The following is a 14627-nucleotide window of genomic DNA, read 5'->3' on the forward strand; positions in this document are numbered from 1 at the left end:
GCGCGACGGGCGCGAAGAGTCCGATCAGCAACGAAAACAGGATCATCCAGAAACGCATTGCATCACCACCACAGTCTCAACCGCTCTTGCGCTTAGAGCAAATCAACATCGGCGCAAATGGCATGCGTCGCGCGTCGGGAAGAGGCTGGGAACGACCGGTCCGGAATGATAGCCTGTCGCTTCCGGCCACGGGGCGCGCGGCCGCTCATTGGGAGGGAAAGCGATGGGATTTTTGCTGTCCGGCTTCACGGTAAGCCATAACGTCAAGGTTCAGAATGCGATCACCCTTGCCGGCAAGGCGACCGCCGTCGCCTATACCCGCATGTCGGCCATTCGCTCCACGCGCACGCCGACCAAGGCCTATACCGCATTTTTCGGCGCGATGGACGCCACGCGCCTGGACCAGGCGTGGAAAGTGCTGAACATGATCCACTACGCCATGGGCACGTCGTTCATCCGCTATAATCGCAGCGTCGGGCGGCCGGGGACTTATGCGGCGGCGCAGCGCCCGGCGAGCGGCTGGTCGGAAAAGAACGTCAAGCAGATGCTGGACAGCGGCGAATTCACGATGAAGATCGACGACGCCTTCTACAAATCGGGCACCGATGCGCGCACGGCGGCGCTGACGATCGTGCATGAAATTTCGCATCTGGTCGGCAATACCGACGATGTCGACTGTCCCTGGGACAGCAAGGAATGCTACGAATATGACCGTTGCCGGCGGCTCGCCGAACAATATCCCAATCTGACGATCAAGAATGCCGACAGCTACGGCTACTATGTCATGGCCGAATATGACGAGGTCCTTCCCAAGCAGGCGGAGGCCGAAGCGGACCTGAACATGGACTTGCTGTTCGCCTGACCCCGGTGCGCGGGGCCGGCCCCGGCCTGGTCCCGCGCGCGACGCGGCGCGGTGCGTCGATCGCCCTCAGTCGCTGCCCTTGCGACCGATCCGTTCGACGCGGGCGACCATGTCGGCCTTGACCGCGGGGGTGACGAACTTGCCGATATTGCCGCCGTAGATCGCGATTTCCTTGACCAGTCGCGACGCGATCGGCTGCAGCGACACGTCGGCCATCAGGAACACGGTCTCGATCCCGCTGTTCAGCTGCTGGTTCATGCCCGCCATCTGATATTCATATTCGAAATCGGCGACCGCGCGCAGCCCGCGCACGATGACACGCGCGCCCTCGCGCTCGGCAAAGTGCATCAGCAGCGAGTCGAAGCTGACGACATGAATCTCGCCTTCGATGCCCGCGACCTCGCGCTTCACCATTTCCATGCGCTCGTCGACCGTGAACATTGGCGACTTGGACGGATTGGTGGTCACGCCGATCACCAGCCGGTCGACCAGCTTCGCGCCGCGCCGGATGATGTCCATGTGGCCGAGCGTGATCGGATCGAACGTGCCGGGATAGACGCCGGTTCGGATGGTCATGGTGGTCGCCCCCCGGGGTTAGCGATCGCGTTCCAGCGTGAACCGGGCGATCGCGCGCAACAGGTCGGCCTCCTGCCCATAGCTGTGCAGGTGGCTGACCGCCTGGTCGACCAGGATGCGTGCCTGTTCGCGCGCGCGGTCGACGCCCAGCAGCGACAGGAACGTTTCCTTCCCCGCCCCGTCGTCCTTGCGCAGCTTCTTGCCCGCCATCTCCTCGTCGCCCTCGGCATCGAGCAGGTCGTCGGCGATCTGGAACGCCAGCCCGACGTCGCGCGCATAGCCGCGCAGCCCCGTGCGCCCCTCGGGCGGCACGCGGCCCAGGATCGCGCCGGCCTCCACCGAACACGCGATCAGCGCGCCCGTCTTCATCGCCTGCAGCCGCGTGACCGTCGGCAGGTCGAAACTGGCCCGCTCGGCCTCCAGGTCCATCATCTGGCCGCCGCCCATGCCTGCCGGTCCCGCCGCGCGCGCCACGTCGGCGACCAGCTCGGCGCGGACGAACGGGTCGGGGTGGGTCGCCTCGTCGGCGAGCAGCTCGAACGCCAGCGCGTGCAGGCAGTCGCCGGCCAGGATCGCGGTTGCCTCGTCGAACGCCTTGTGCACGGTGGGCTTGCCGCGGCGCATGTCGTCATTGTCCATCGCCGGCAGGTCGTCGTGGACGAGCGAATAGACATGGATGCACTCGATCGCGGTGGCGACGCGCGCGGTGCAGTTGCGGTCGACCCCGAACAGGCGCGCGGTCGCGAACACGAGCAGCGGGCGCAGCCGCTTGCCCCCGCCGATCGTGGCGTGGCGCATGGCTTCGTACAGTCGCTTGCGCGGGTCGCTCGGCACCGGCAGCAGCCGGTCGAACTGGCGATCCATCTCGGCCGAGATTTCACGCAGCGCAGGTCCAAGCGGTGCCGGAATTGCCCCCATCTTCCGGTTCAACCTGCCGCGAATGGCTGGGTGCCGACCGCCCGCCCCTCGGCGTCGGTTCGGACGGATTCGATCCGCGCCTGCGCCGCATCCAGCCGTGCCGCGCATTGGCGGCGCAGCTGGTCGCCGCGTTCGTACAGGTCGATCGCCTCCTGCAGCTGGGCGTCGCCGCTTTCCAGCCGGGTAACGATCCGCTCCAGTTCCTTGAGGGCGTCTTCGAAAGACAGTTCGGCAATGCCGGGTTCGTGCACCATGGGCACGCTATGCGGCAGCGGAACGACCAGGGTCAAGCCGCGGCGCGGGCGAAAAGCTTACCAGCCCTCGGCCTCCACTTCCTTGATCAGGTCCTTGCGGCTGAGCTTGCCGATCATCGTCTTGGGCAAGCCCAGGCGAACGACCACCTGGTCGACGCGCTCGTGCTTGCCCAGTTGCGGGTTAAGCCAGTCGCGCAGCACCGCGCCGGTCTCGGCCGCGCCGTCGTGCAGCGTGACATAGGCGCGGGGCACTTCACCGCGATAGGCATCGGGCACGCCGATCACCAGCGTCTCCCTGACCGCCGGATGGTGATACAGGATCGCCTCGATCTGGCTGGGGAACACCTTGAACCCGCCGACCGCGATCATGTCCTTCAGCCGGTCGACGATGCGGATGAAGCCATCCTCGTCGATCACGCCGACATCGCCGGTGCGCAGCCAGTGGCGGCCCGGCACGCCGGTGTCGGGATCGTCGACGAACACGTCGGCATCGGCATCGGGGCGGTTCCAGTAGCCCCGCATGATCTGCGGCCCCGCGACGATGATCTCGCCGGGTTCGCCGGGCGGCGCGGGCTTGCCGGGATCTTCCTTGTCGACCAGCCGCACCCGCGTCGCGATGATGGGCTGGCCGATCGTGCCGGGCTTGTTGAGCGCGCCATAGGGATTGCACGACACCACGCCCGAGCTTTCGGACAGGCCATAGCCCTCGACCAGCCGCGATCCGATCGTCGCCTCGAACCGCGTCTTCAATTCCGCGGGCAGCGGCGCGCCGCCGGAAATGCAGAAGCGCAACGACGAAAAATCGGTGTCCTTCAGCTTGGGATGATCGAGCAGCGCCCGATACATCGTCGGCACGCCGGGCAAGGCGGTGGCGCGCGTGCGTTGGAGCGCCGCCAGCGCCTGCGCAGCGTCGAAGCGCGGCAGCATCACGATCTCGCCGCCCGTCACGACCGTTCGGTTGAGCACGCAGGTGTTGGCGAAGACGTGGAACATCGGCAGCACGCCCAGCACGCGGTCGACCTGGCCCGGGTCGGGGTCGAGCCGCGCCACCTGGCGGGCATTGGCGGACAGGTTCTGGTGGGTGAGCATCGCGCCCTTCGGCGTGCCCGTCGTCCCGCCGGTATACTGGATCAGCGCCAGGTCGCGATCGGGATCGATTGCCGGCGCGTCGAAGCGCCCGTCATTGGCGATCAACCCCGAAAAGGCGGTGACGCGCCTGTCCCCGGCGGGGCGCGGCGTCACTTCCTTGCCGCGGAACATGCGATACAGGATCGACCTGGTGGTCGGCAGCGCCCCGGCGATCGACCCGACCACCAGCCGTTCCAGGCTGCTCTTGTCGAGCACCTTCAGCGCGGTGGGCAGCAGCGCGCTGGCGGACAGGGTGAACAACAGGCGCGTGCCCGAATCCTCGACCTGATGGGCGAGCTCGTCGACCGTGTAGAGCGGCGAGAAGTTGACGACCACGCCACCCAGCTTGAGGATGCCGTAATAGGCCGCGACATAATGCGGCACGTTGGGCAGGAACAGCCCGATCCGGTCGCCCGCCCCGTAGCCCAGCCGCGACAGCCCCGCCGCGATCCGGTTCGCGCCGTCCAGCGTCTCGGCATAGCTGTAGCGCCGGCCCATGAAATCGATCAGCGGCCGCGCGGGGTGACGGCGGGCGGTCTCGTCGAACAATGCCACCATCGAAACGGGTTCGATGGCCTGGTCCCAGGGGCCGGGGTGGAGATAGTCCGATCGCCAGATCGTTTCAGGGTCGCGCATTGACAAGGGTGTAAGCAGCCTGCCCGTCGCGCGCAACCGCGATCGCGTGAAACCGCCCCTTACGGGGTGCGCACGCCTGTCCCGCGCCGCGCGATCAGCGCGGCTGCGCGGCTGTCCAGGTGACGAGCAGCGACAACGCCATCACGCCCATGTCGACTGCGGCATGCACGCGATGCGGCGAGCGATCCTCTGAGTCATGGGTCAGGATGCGGATATCCGCGCTCGGCGGACGGACAAGCAGGACCAGCGCCAGCAGCGCCAGTGCAGCCATCACGCCCTTTCGCGACTTCATCACGATCCGCCCTCGCTTTTCCCCCGCCCCAATACGTAAAATCGACCGGCTCTGCAAGCTCAGGCGGCAATCGGACCGATGCCCGCGCGTGCGCCTTCGCGGGCGCGGTCGCGCCCCGCCGCCTTGGCGTCGAACAGCGCGCGATCAGCCGAACGGTACAGTCGCTTCCAGTCGGTTTCGTCGCGCAGCGGGCCGTGGCTGGTGCCGATGCTGGCGGTGACCCGCAGGTCGAACGGCATGCGCGCCGCCCGGATTTCCGACAGGATATCGCCGGTCGTGGGGGCAGCGGCCTGATCGACCAGGATGCCGAACTCCTCGCCGCCCAGCCGGACGATCAGGCCGTTTTCGGGGGTTACCTTGCGCAGCGTACGTGCCAGCACGCGCAGCACCTCGTCGCCGCCGTCATGCCCCAGCGTTTCGTTGACGCGCTTGAAATGGTCGATGTCGATCAGGATCAGCTGCGCGGGGTCGGCACGCCCGATCGCCTTGGCCAGGAAGGCGCGACGGTTGAGCAGCCCGGTCAGCGGATCGATGTCGGCCAGCCGCCGCGCGAGCGTCTCCTGTTCGCGTGCCACGTCGCGTTCGAGGGTCAGCAGCCGGATGCGATACGCGATTGCGACGCTCGACAGCAGCGCCTCGACCGCCATCGCGATGATCGTCGAATTGTCGACCCAGAAATTCCAGGGGAGGAGGTTCAGCGACGAGGCGATCCGCGTGAACGCACTGATCAGCGGTGCCAGCCAGGCAGTGGCGTAGAGGAACACATATTGGCTGCGCCGATACCAGGCGACGATCAGGATCGTCGGGATCAGCAGCGCGACCGGCGTGAAGCTGACCGTGTAGACCAGGTCCGCGACAGGCAGCAATTGTTCGGCGAACAGCGCGAAGAACGCCGCCGCCAGCACAAGCTGCGCGGCGACGATCAACGTCACCCGGCCGAGCCAGCCGCCGAAGACGTTTTGCTCGAAATAGGCGCGCATGAACATCAGCCCCGCGCCGGCCGACCAGCTGAGCAGCAGGTAGTTGAGCTTCAGCCGCGTGTTGTTCGCGATGTCGGGCCATGCCCAGGCGAGCAGGCCGGACGCGGTGAATGCGTAGAGCAGCAGCCCGCCGACCATCGCGCAATAGATCAGCTGGAAACCGTGGCGCAGTGCCCACCACATGCTCAGATTATAGATGAGCAGGGCCGCCGCCAGGCCCATGAAGCTGAAATAAACGCCCGCCATGGTCAGGTTGTCGACCACGCTCTCGCGCGCGGTGATGACATGCGCGCCGAGCAGGACGCCGCGCCGGTTGGCGGACCGCTCGACGCGCCACGCCAGCCGGCTGATCGCGACGTCGCGCGGCGGCAGGGCGAATTCGATCACCGCGCCGAGCTGAAGGTTGCGCGAGATGTTGTGCTGGTCCAGCCGCTCGCGACGCACCACGCCGTCGGCATAGACGATGTGCAGCGTCACGGCCTCCTGCCACAGGCTCGCGATCCGGACCGCACGGGGCGTATGATCGTTGGAATGGATGTGGAGGGGGCGGGAAACGGCCCAGAAGTCGCCCTGGCCATATCGCGTCTGCGCACCCGTGCAGCCGAGTGACTCTGCCTCGGCCAGGACGCGCGCGAGCGACAGGCCGGCCGGGTCGGGACGCACACAGATCGCGACCCGTTCGTCGCTGTGGGTCGCTTGTGCCGGGGTCACCGCAAGCGTCGCGGCGACAAGCAACGTCAGCGCGCATGCCAGCAGCCAGCGATGGAGATGGCGGACCATGCCCGTGGCATAGCGGCACGGTTGCGAAAGGAAGGTAAACGCCTGAAACAAAACACCCGAAACGGTGCGTTGCGCCACGGCCGTCGTGGCCCGCCGTGGCGGCGTTTGGCGGTGCGTCCGGCTCGGTCCCGGCCGGACGCCGTCTGAGCGTTACTTCACCCCGACCTTCTCGGCCTTGCCGCCCTTGCGGCGCGGCTTCTTCGGGGGGGCAGGCACGATCTCGAACATCAGCTCATTGTCCTTGAGCTTCACGTTGACTTCGCCGCCATGAACCAGCTTGCCGAACAGCAGCTCTTCGGCGAGCGGCTGCTTGACCTTTTCCTGGATCAGTCGGCCCATCGGGCGGGCGCCGTACAGCTTGTCATAGCCGCGCGCGGTCAGCCACGACTTGGCTTCCTCGTCCAGCCGGATATGCACGCCGCGATCGGCCAGCTGCAGCTCGAGCTGGAGGATGAACTTCTCCACCACCCGCGCCACGACTTCGGGCGGCAGATAGCCGAACGGCACGATCGCATCGAGGCGATTGCGGAATTCGGGGGTGAAGAGCTTCTTCACCGCCTCTTCCTGAACATCCTCGCGCGCGATTTCGCCGAAGCCAATCGATTCGCGCGCCATGTCCGACGCGCCGGCATTGGTGGTCATGATCAGGATGGTGTTCCTGAAATCGACCGTCTTGCCGTGGTGGTCGGTCAGCTTGCCGTTGTCCATGACCTGCAACAGGATGTTGAACAGGTCGGGATGCGCCTTCTCGATCTCGTCGAGCAGCAGCACCGAATGCGGATTCTGGTCGACCGCATCGGTCAGCAAGCCACCCTGGTCATAGCCGACATAGCCCGGCGGCGCGCCGATCAGCCGGCTGACCGAATGCCGCTCCATATATTCGCTCATGTCGAACCGCTGGAGCGGAATGCCCAGAATTTCGGCGAGCTGGCGCGCGACTTCGGTCTTGCCGACCCCGGTGGGCCCGCTGAACAGGTAATTGCCGATCGGCTTGTCGGGATCGCGCAGCCCCGCGCGGCTCAGCTTGATCGCGCTCGACAGCACCTCGATCGCCTTGTCCTGGCCGAACACGACGCGCTTCAGGTCGGTCTGCAGATTGGCCAGCACCTTGGTGTCGTCGGTCGACACCGTCTTGGGCGGGATGCGCGCCATCGTCGCGATGACCTGTTCGATCTCCTTGGGGGTGATCGTCTTCTTGCGCTTGTTGGGCGGCACCAGCATCTGCATTGCGCCGACCTCGTCGATCACGTCGATCGCCTTGTCGGGCAGCTTGCGGTCGTTGATATAGCGCGCCGACAATTCCACCGCCGACTTGATCGCGTCGGGGGTGTATTTGACGCTGTGATGCCCCTCGAACGCGGTGCGCAGCCCGGTCAGGATCTTGATCGTGTCCTCGACCGACGGTTCGTTTACATCGATCTTCTGGAACCGGCGGAGCAGCGCGCGATCCTTTTCGAAGTGGTTGCGGAACTCCTTGTAGGTCGTGGAGCCGATGCAGCGGATCGTGCCGCCCGAGAGCGCGGGCTTGAGCAGGTTCGACGCATCCATCGCCCCACCGCTCGTCGCGCCCGCGCCGATGACGGTGTGGATCTCGTCGATGAACAGGATCGCGTGCGGCAGCTTTTCCAGCTCCGACACCACCTGCTTCAGCCGCTCCTCGAAATCGCCGCGATAGCGCGTGCCCGCGAGCAGTGCGCCCATGTCGAGCGAATAGATGACGGCGGGCAGCAGCACTTCGGGCACGTCGCCCTCGATGATCTTGCGCGCCAGCCCTTCGGCGATCGCGGTCTTGCCGACGCCGGGATCGCCGACATAGAGCGGGTTGTTCTTGCTGCGGCGGCACAGGATCTGGACGGTGCGGTCCACCTCCGGCCCGCGACCGATCAGCGGGTCGACCTTGCCGTTCTTCGCCTTCTCGTTCAGGTCGACGCAGAACTGCTTGAGCGCGCTCTCGTTCTTGCCGCCCTTGGCGTCCTGTTTCTGCGGCTTTTCCTCTTCGGCCGCGCCCTTGACCTCGCGGCTTTCGGACGGGGTCCCGCCCTTGCCGACGCCGTGGCTGATATAGCTCACCGCATCCAGCCGGCTCATGTCCTGCTGCTGCAGGAAGTAGACCGCATAGCTCTCGCGCTCGCTGAACAGCGCGACGAGCACGTTGCCGCCGGTCACCTCGTCGCGGCCGGACGACTGGACGTGCAGGATGGCGCGCTGGACGACACGCTGAAAGCCGCTGGTCGGCGAAGGGTCGGTCGCGTTCTCGACCTTCAGCGCCTCAAGCTCGGTGTCGAGGTAGCGCGCGACCACGGTCTTGAGCTCGGACAGGTCGACCCCGCACGCGCTCATCACCTTCGACGCGTGTTCGTCGTCGATCAGCGCGAGCAGCAGGTGTTCCAGCGTCGCATATTCGTGCCGCCGCGACGACGCGGCCTCGAGCGCGCGATGGAGGGTGGTTTCAAGCGCGGATGCAAAGGAAGGCATTTACGTCATACTCCAGTCGGATCGCGGCTTGGGCGCGATCCTTGATGGCAATGTCGGAAGCGTTCTGCCCCGCATCAAGCACTTGCACGCGGCGATTGCCGCACTAACCGTCCACCCGTTCGCCAGGCGCGTCATCGCTTGAACAGCGCGTCGGCGCTGGCGCGGTGTTGCGACGCGAACGCCATCCGCGCCCGGACGCGGGCGATCTCGCCCTCGAGCAGCGCGATGCGCGCCGCAAGCTCTTCGACCGAAAAGGGGTCGAGGTCCTGCCGGATCAGGGCCGTCAGCGGGTCACCCGGACTCCGCCCGAGAATCTCTTCGGCGTCCATCGGCACAGCGTTGACCGGGGGACGGGTGAAGTCAATAAGGCACCGGGCCCATATGGTGACGGGCCTCGACGGGGGATGCGGCGAAGCGATGGACCTGCCCGAAACGATGCGCGCGATAGATCCGGCCGAACGCGGGGGGCCGGAAGTGCTTCGGGTCGTCGAGCGCCCGGTGCCCGCGCCCGGCGCGGGCGAGGTGCTGATCCGCGTCGCGGCCGCCGGGGTCAATCGCCCCGACGTGCTCCAGCGCGTCGGCCTCTACCCGATGCCGCCGGGCGCGCCCAGCATCCCGGGGCTCGAAGTCGCCGGCACCGTCGTCGCCGCGGGGCCGGGCGCAGCCGCCTCGCTGGTCGGGACACGCGTCTGCGCGCTGATCTCGGGCGGTGGCTATGCCGAATATGCGGTCGCGGTCGCCGCGCACTGCCTGCCGCTGCCCGCCGGGCTGAGCGATGTCGAGGGCGCGGCGATGCCCGAGACACTGTTCACCGTGTGGACCAACCTGTTCGAGCGGGCCTATGCGGCCGAGGGCGATACGGTGCTTGTCCATGGCGGCACCTCGGGCATCGGCACCATGGCGATCAGCCTGGCGAAGCTGTTCGGGCTGACCATCATCGTCACCGCCGGTTCGGACGAAAAGGTCGCCGCCTGCCTCGCCCACGGCGCCGATCATGCGATCAACTACCGGACCGAGGATTTCGTCGCGCGGGTTCAGGCGATCACCGAAGGCCAGGGGTGCCAGGTGGTGATCGACATGGTCGGTGGCGATTATGTCGCCCGCAACCTGAAATGCCTGGCCGAAGACGGTCGCCACGTCTCGATCGCGGTCCAGGGCGGGGCCAGCGCCGAAATCCCGCTGTTCGAAGTGATGCGCCGCCGCCTCACGCTCACCGGATCGACGCTGCGCCCGCGCAGCGCCGCGTTCAAGGCGCTGGTCGCCGACGAACTCGGCCGCACCGTGTGGCCGTTCGTCGCCGCCGGCCGCCTGCGCCCGGTCATCGACGGCACCTTCCCGCTTGCCCGGGCGGCCGACGCTCATGCGCGGATGGAGGCGGGCAGCCATTTCGGCAAGATCGTGCTGACGATGGGCGAGATCGCCTGAATCGCGTGCATGGCTTCGTCAGGTCGCGCGATATCTTCGATGCCGCCGCTGCGCTATCGCGTCGACATCGCCACCGGCGCGCTGTCTGGCACCAGATCCGCCTTCAGATAATGCGAACCGTCCCGGAAACGCTTACGTCGAGGGATGTTGAGAAACGCACGGACTTCGTTCAGGTCGTTAGCCAGATAGCGGTCCCATTCGAAACAGATCAGTGGCCTGCTTCGCAAGCCCCGTTCAAAGCTCTCCAGCACCATGTCCCGTGCCTCTCTTTCCTCCAACCCTGCGTCCAGCGGCAGGGGCGGCAGCAGCCTGTGAAGGTCGTTCAGGAAATCATCGACACAGACCTCCGCCTCGAGTTGGCCGAGCTTCATCGACGCATAGGTGAATTTCTCGCAATCCCCGATGAAACGCGGAAATTCGAAGTGCTCGATTCTGCTGAAGTCCTGCGTATCTCGCCATATCGGATACGCCTGTGTCAGCCAGGCCGCACAGTGGCCATAGCCATTATTGGCCCAATCCGCGACGGTCGGAATGACTTCTTTGAGCCGAACCTGCCCCATCATGAAGGCGTAGATGCAAATTTCCTCGATCAACACCAGCATGTCGTGGCCGAAACACCGGGGATCATTATAAACTAGGTACCCACCTTCCCATCCGTAATGGTAGAATTCACCGACCAGGTGATAAAAGTCGTGAGTCTGCCTCATCAATCTTATCAGCCATTTCATATCTGAATCTGGCGACAATGGGTTTTTGTCGAATTCATAAAACTTGGCATCGTTCATGTACTGAAGATAAGCACCGCCCATTGAGGAATCTGGAAGATCGGCCAAGTCTTGTGGAGACAAGTATGGCAAACAGTATTTTACACGACAAAGTTGCTCAACCGTTGAAAGCTCCAGCTCTCGTTGCTCAAGGCAAATTCGACGTACCCAATGATATCTGTTGATATCAATCGATGACCACTTTCTTGCAACAAAGTTTAATGGGCATGATTTACTCTGTTCTATTTTGTCTTTTAATAATTCATACCATGAATTTAGCTTATCATCGGGAACGAGCAGAAATGTCGAGTCATCGGTGTTAAAGTAATTTTTTCCGACATAATCATCAGCTTCCAAAATATACTTATGTATATTTTCCATTTCCGACCTACCTTCCCCAAAAAGGCATGCTTTCTGTTTTGTAAGGCCCATGGATAGAATTGTTTCACATTTCAGTAAAGGCGTTAAAAACTACTGTTTTGGTTTATACAGATATCATCATGGTTTCAACACGATGGGCATTGCGTGTTTCAGGAAAATCTGCGGCCAGTATCTTGTGGGACTTACGGACCCGATTCTGATGATTACGAGCGCAGCGGGCGAGGCGAAGGCAAAGGTTCAAGCGCGTTGGCCCGCCGCATCGACCACACCGGCACCGGCACGGCGCTGAACGGCTTGAAAAATTGATGTCGTCAAATCCAATTCTGTTAGGCGACAAGCACCAATCCGCCTAATATCGGCCAAACTGGAGATCGACCGTGTTTCGGGTTCTGGGCGCACCACCCGTATCGACGCTGCGGCCGCGCAGCGCAGCGTCAGAGGCGCTTGTCGGCGGCCGCCAACTTGGCGGAGTCGCGCGGGTGGCCGCCGAATGACCTCGCCGCGCCTCGTCCTGCATGAGGACCCGGTGTCGGGCAATTGCTACAAGATCCGGCTGGTCGCCGCGATCCTGGGCCTCCCGCTCGAACGTCGCGGCTACGACATTCTGAAGGGCGAGACGCGCACGCCGGCATTCCTTGCGCGGGTCAATCCCGACGGGCGCATCCCGGTGCTTCAGGTCGGCGATCGCTTCCTGCCCGAAAGCAACGCCGCCTGCCTCTATCTGGCCGATGGCAGCGAGCTCGTTCCCGCCGGACGCTTCGAGCGCGCCGACATGATGCGCTGGCTGTTCTGGGAACAATACAGCCATGAACCCAATATCGCGACGCTGCGCTTCTGGCGCGCCTTTGTCGGCGAGGACCGGCTGAGCGACGCCCAGCGCGCGATGATCCCGGGCAAGGAGGCCGCCGGACGCGCCGCGCTCGACCTGATGGAGCGCCAGCTGCGGCGCAGTGCGTGCCTGGCGGGCGACCGGGTGACGCTCGCCGACCTCGTCCTCTATCCCTATACCCATGTCGCCGACGGCGGCGGGTTCGACCTGGGCCTCTATCCGGCGATCGACGACTGGATGGAACGCATCGGCCGGTTGCCGGGTTTTGTCCCCATGGCGGATGCCGTATGACGGTTTGGTGAAGGCGCGACGATTCGATCTGTAACAATTTGGCGGCATAGGCCGGTCGAACCAAGGCGTGGGGACCACAGGGAATGGCCACGATCACCAAATTGCCGTTCGACATGGACGTTGCCGACCTCAGCGATTTCACCGACGCGGCGCCGTCGATCCCGGAAAAGGCGATCACCCAGCGGCGGCAATATCGCACGATCTGGATTTCCGACATCCATCTCGGCACCCGCGGCTGCAACGCGGAGATGCTGATCGACTTTCTCGACCATGTCGACAGCGAGAAGATGTATCTGGTCGGCGACATTTTCGACGGCTGGCAGCTGAAAAAGAAATTCTACTGGCCGGCCGCGCACAACGACATCGTCTGGCGCATCCTGAAGCGCGCCAAGCGCGGCACCAAAATCGTCTACATTCCCGGCAACCATGACGAGATGTTTCGCCAGTTCGCCGGCCTCAATTTCGGTGGCGTGGTGATCCGGCGCCAGGTGATCCACACCACCGCCGACGGCCGCCGCCTGCTGGTGCTGCACGGCGACGAATTCGACGCGATCACGCTCAGCCACCGCTGGCTCGCGCATCTCGGCGACTATGCCTATCATGCGATGATGGCGCTCAACCGCTGGGTCAACGCCTATCGCCGGGCGATGAAGCTGCCCTATTGGTCGCTCAGCAAATACGCCAAGCACAAGGTCAAGAACGCGGTCGAGTTCATCAGCGATTTCGAGGAAGCAGTCGCCCACGAGGCGAAGCTGCGCGGCGTCGACGGGGTGATCGCGGGGCATATCCACACCGCCGACATGCGCACGATCGAAGGCGTCGAATATTTCAACGACGGCGACTGGGTCGAAGGATGCACCGCGCTGGTCGAGCATTTCGACGGGCGGATGGAGATCCTGCACTGGGCGGACGAGATCGCGATGCGCGACGGTGTCGTCCCGGTCGGGGTCGAGACGCGGGTCGCCGCATGAGCGCCGGCGTCGTCGGGGACGCGGGGCCGGCGCGGATGCGCATCGCCATCGTCACCGACGCCTGGGACCCGCAGGTCAACGGCGTGGTGCGCACGCTCAAGTCGATGCAGCGCATCCTGACCGCGCAGGGGCATGAAGTGCTGGTCATCTCGCCCGACCGCTTTTACTCGCTGCCCTGCCCCACTTATCCCGAAATCCGGCTGGCGGTGACGCGGGTGGCGACGGTGGGCGGGATGCTCGCCGAATTCGGCGCGGACGCGATCCATCTGGCCACCGAAGGGCCGCTCTGCGTCGCCGCGCGGCGCTGGTGCCTGCGCCGGGGTCTCCCCTTCACCACCGCCTATCACACCCAGTTCCCCGACTATGTCTCGGCGCGCTCGGGCCTGCCGGCGGAGTGGATCTGGCGCTATATCCAGTGGTTCCACGCCCCGGCCCGGGCGATCCTCGCGTCGACGCCGTCGATCCGCCAGGCGCTGGTCGACCATGGCCTCGACCAGGTGCGGCACTGGGGGCGCGGGGTCAGCCTCGACCAGTTCCGGCCCGACGTGGCGCCCCATCCCGATCTCGCCGACCTGCCCCGCCCGATCCAGCTTTATGTCGGGCGCGTCGCGGTCGAGAAGAATCTGGAGGCCTTTCTGCAGACTCGCCAGCCGGGGACGAAGGTCGTCGTCGGCGACGGCCCGGCGCGCATGTCGCTCGAGGCGCAATATCCCGATGCGATTTTCGTCGGCCCGCGCTTCGGTGACGAACTGGCCGGTTTCTACGCCGGGGCCGACGTCTTCGTCTTTCCCAGCCGAACCGACACCTTCGGGCTGGTGATGATCGAGGCGCTGGCCTGCGGCACGCCGGTTGCCGCCTTTCCGGTCAGCGGCCCGATCGACGTGCTCGACGCCCGTGTCGGCGCGATGTCGGAGGATCTGGACGACGCGATCGCGCGGGCGCTCGCGCTCGACCGCGCGGCCTGCGCCGACTACGGGCGCGGCTTCACCTGGGAAGCGAGCGCCGCACAGTTCCTGTCGGCGCTGGTGCCGATCGAAGGGGCGTTGCGCGAAGCCGCCTGACAGG

General features: G+C 65.1%; 14 protein-coding genes. 5 read left to right on the forward strand and 9 right to left on the reverse strand.

The features are described 5' to 3' along the window. Positions 1–223: 223 nt before the first annotated feature. Positions 224–862, forward strand: coding sequence for a M35 family metallo-endopeptidase (locus AX709_RS05165; RefSeq protein ID WP_066477681.1), 639 nt, complete (start codon positions 224–226; stop codon positions 860–862). A gap of 66 nt (positions 863–928) precedes the next feature. Here the strand turns inward: AX709_RS05165 and coaD are convergent, their stop codons facing one another. The 8 genes from coaD to AX709_RS05205 form a co-directional block, all read right to left on the reverse strand. Further along, entirely contained in the window at positions 929–1438 is a 510-nt protein-coding gene (gene coaD, locus AX709_RS05170; RefSeq protein ID WP_066477683.1) for a pantetheine-phosphate adenylyltransferase, read from the reverse strand. Between the two features lie 18 nt (positions 1439–1456). Continuing rightward, positions 1457–2356, reverse strand: coding sequence for a polyprenyl synthetase family protein (locus AX709_RS05175; protein ID WP_066477686.1), 900 nt, complete (start codon positions 2354–2356; stop codon positions 1457–1459). Between the two features lie 8 nt (positions 2357–2364). Further along, positions 2365–2610, reverse strand: a complete 246-nt coding sequence (locus AX709_RS05180; RefSeq protein ID WP_066477688.1) for an exodeoxyribonuclease VII small subunit — start codon at positions 2608–2610, stop codon at positions 2365–2367. Positions 2611–2667: 57 nt separating this feature from the next. Next, positions 2668–4374 carry an AMP-binding protein gene (locus AX709_RS05185; RefSeq protein WP_066547565.1) on the reverse strand — a complete coding sequence of 569 codons (1707 nt, stop codon included), beginning with the start codon at positions 4372–4374 and terminating at the stop codon, positions 2668–2670. Between the two features lie 94 nt (positions 4375–4468). After that, positions 4469–4666: a hypothetical protein gene (locus tag AX709_RS05190; RefSeq protein WP_066477694.1), complete on the reverse strand. Its 198-nt coding sequence runs from the start codon at positions 4664–4666 to the stop codon at positions 4469–4471. A gap of 59 nt (positions 4667–4725) precedes the next feature. Next, the gene (locus tag AX709_RS05195) at positions 4726–6426 is read right to left on the reverse strand and encodes a GGDEF domain-containing protein (protein WP_082731635.1); all 1701 of its coding nucleotides are present in this window, start codon (positions 6424–6426) and stop codon (positions 4726–4728) included. A 150-nt stretch (positions 6427–6576) separates the two neighbouring features. After that, a complete protein-coding gene (gene clpA / locus AX709_RS05200; RefSeq protein ID WP_066477704.1) occupies positions 6577–8901 on the reverse strand; it encodes an ATP-dependent Clp protease ATP-binding subunit ClpA in 2325 nt (774 codons plus the stop codon). A gap of 131 nt (positions 8902–9032) precedes the next feature. Further along, positions 9033–9230, reverse strand: coding sequence for a DUF1192 domain-containing protein (locus AX709_RS05205; RefSeq protein ID WP_066477712.1), 198 nt, complete (start codon positions 9228–9230; stop codon positions 9033–9035). A 52-nt stretch (positions 9231–9282) separates the two neighbouring features. On the opposite strand from AX709_RS05205, the gene AX709_RS05210 reads away from it, so the two are divergent. Then, entirely contained in the window at positions 9283–10326 is a 1044-nt protein-coding gene (locus tag AX709_RS05210; RefSeq protein WP_443026175.1) for an NAD(P)H-quinone oxidoreductase, read from the forward strand. A 53-nt stretch (positions 10327–10379) separates the two neighbouring features. Here the strand turns inward: AX709_RS05210 and AX709_RS18165 are convergent, their stop codons facing one another. Then, the gene (locus AX709_RS18165) at positions 10380–11471 is read right to left on the reverse strand and encodes a Coq4 family protein (RefSeq protein ID WP_197418989.1); all 1092 of its coding nucleotides are present in this window, start codon (positions 11469–11471) and stop codon (positions 10380–10382) included. A 490-nt stretch (positions 11472–11961) separates the two neighbouring features. On the opposite strand from AX709_RS18165, the gene AX709_RS05220 reads away from it, so the two are divergent. The 3 genes from AX709_RS05220 to AX709_RS05230 all read left to right on the forward strand — a co-directional run bounded on the left by AX709_RS05220 (position 11962) and on the right by AX709_RS05230 (position 14623). Then, on the forward strand, positions 11962–12591 hold the full coding sequence (locus AX709_RS05220; protein WP_066547569.1) for a glutathione S-transferase family protein: 630 nt from the start codon (positions 11962–11964) through the stop codon (positions 12589–12591). Positions 12592–12674: 83 nt separating this feature from the next. Further along, the gene (locus AX709_RS05225) at positions 12675–13562 is read left to right on the forward strand and encodes a UDP-2,3-diacylglucosamine diphosphatase (RefSeq protein ID WP_066477715.1); all 888 of its coding nucleotides are present in this window, start codon (positions 12675–12677) and stop codon (positions 13560–13562) included. A 35-nt stretch (positions 13563–13597) separates the two neighbouring features. Beyond that, complete coding sequence (locus tag AX709_RS05230; protein ID WP_066547652.1) at positions 13598–14623, forward strand: glycosyltransferase family 4 protein; 1026 nt, start codon at positions 13598–13600, stop codon at positions 14621–14623. Positions 14624–14627: the final 4 nt, after the last annotated feature.

The sequence above is a fragment of the Sphingomonas sp. CCH15-F11 genome, from assembly GCF_001557005.1.
In the GTDB taxonomy this organism is placed as follows: Bacteria; Pseudomonadota; Alphaproteobacteria; order Sphingomonadales; family Sphingomonadaceae; genus Sphingomonas.

Coding starts and splice junctions, on each gene's coding strand:
- AX709_RS05165 (WP_066477681.1), top strand. CDS start 224: ATGGGATTTTTGCTGTCCGGCTTCACGGTAAGCCATAACGTCAAGGTT.
- coaD (WP_066477683.1), bottom strand. CDS start 1,438: ATGACCATCCGAACCGGCGTCTATCCCGGCACGTTCGATCCGATCACG.
- AX709_RS05175 (WP_066477686.1), bottom strand. CDS start 2,356: ATGGGGGCAATTCCGGCACCGCTTGGACCTGCGCTGCGTGAAATCTCG.
- AX709_RS05180 (WP_066477688.1), bottom strand. CDS start 2,610: ATGGTGCACGAACCCGGCATTGCCGAACTGTCTTTCGAAGACGCCCTC.
- AX709_RS05185 (WP_066547565.1), bottom strand. CDS start 4,374: ATGCGCGACCCTGAAACGATCTGGCGATCGGACTATCTCCACCCCGGC.
- AX709_RS05190 (WP_066477694.1), bottom strand. CDS start 4,666: ATGAAGTCGCGAAAGGGCGTGATGGCTGCACTGGCGCTGCTGGCGCTG.
- AX709_RS05195 (WP_082731635.1), bottom strand. CDS start 6,426: ATGGTCCGCCATCTCCATCGCTGGCTGCTGGCATGCGCGCTGACGTTG.
- clpA (WP_066477704.1), bottom strand. CDS start 8,901: ATGCCTTCCTTTGCATCCGCGCTTGAAACCACCCTCCATCGCGCGCTC.
- AX709_RS05205 (WP_066477712.1), bottom strand. CDS start 9,230: ATGGACGCCGAAGAGATTCTCGGGCGGAGTCCGGGTGACCCGCTGACG.
- AX709_RS05210 (WP_443026175.1), top strand. CDS start 9,283: ATGGTGACGGGCCTCGACGGGGGATGCGGCGAAGCGATGGACCTGCCC.
- AX709_RS18165 (WP_197418989.1), bottom strand. CDS start 11,471: ATGGAAAATATACATAAGTATATTTTGGAAGCTGATGATTATGTCGGA.
- AX709_RS05220 (WP_066547569.1), top strand. CDS start 11,962: ATGACCTCGCCGCGCCTCGTCCTGCATGAGGACCCGGTGTCGGGCAAT.
- AX709_RS05225 (WP_066477715.1), top strand. CDS start 12,675: ATGGCCACGATCACCAAATTGCCGTTCGACATGGACGTTGCCGACCTC.
- AX709_RS05230 (WP_066547652.1), top strand. CDS start 13,598: ATGCGCATCGCCATCGTCACCGACGCCTGGGACCCGCAGGTCAACGGC.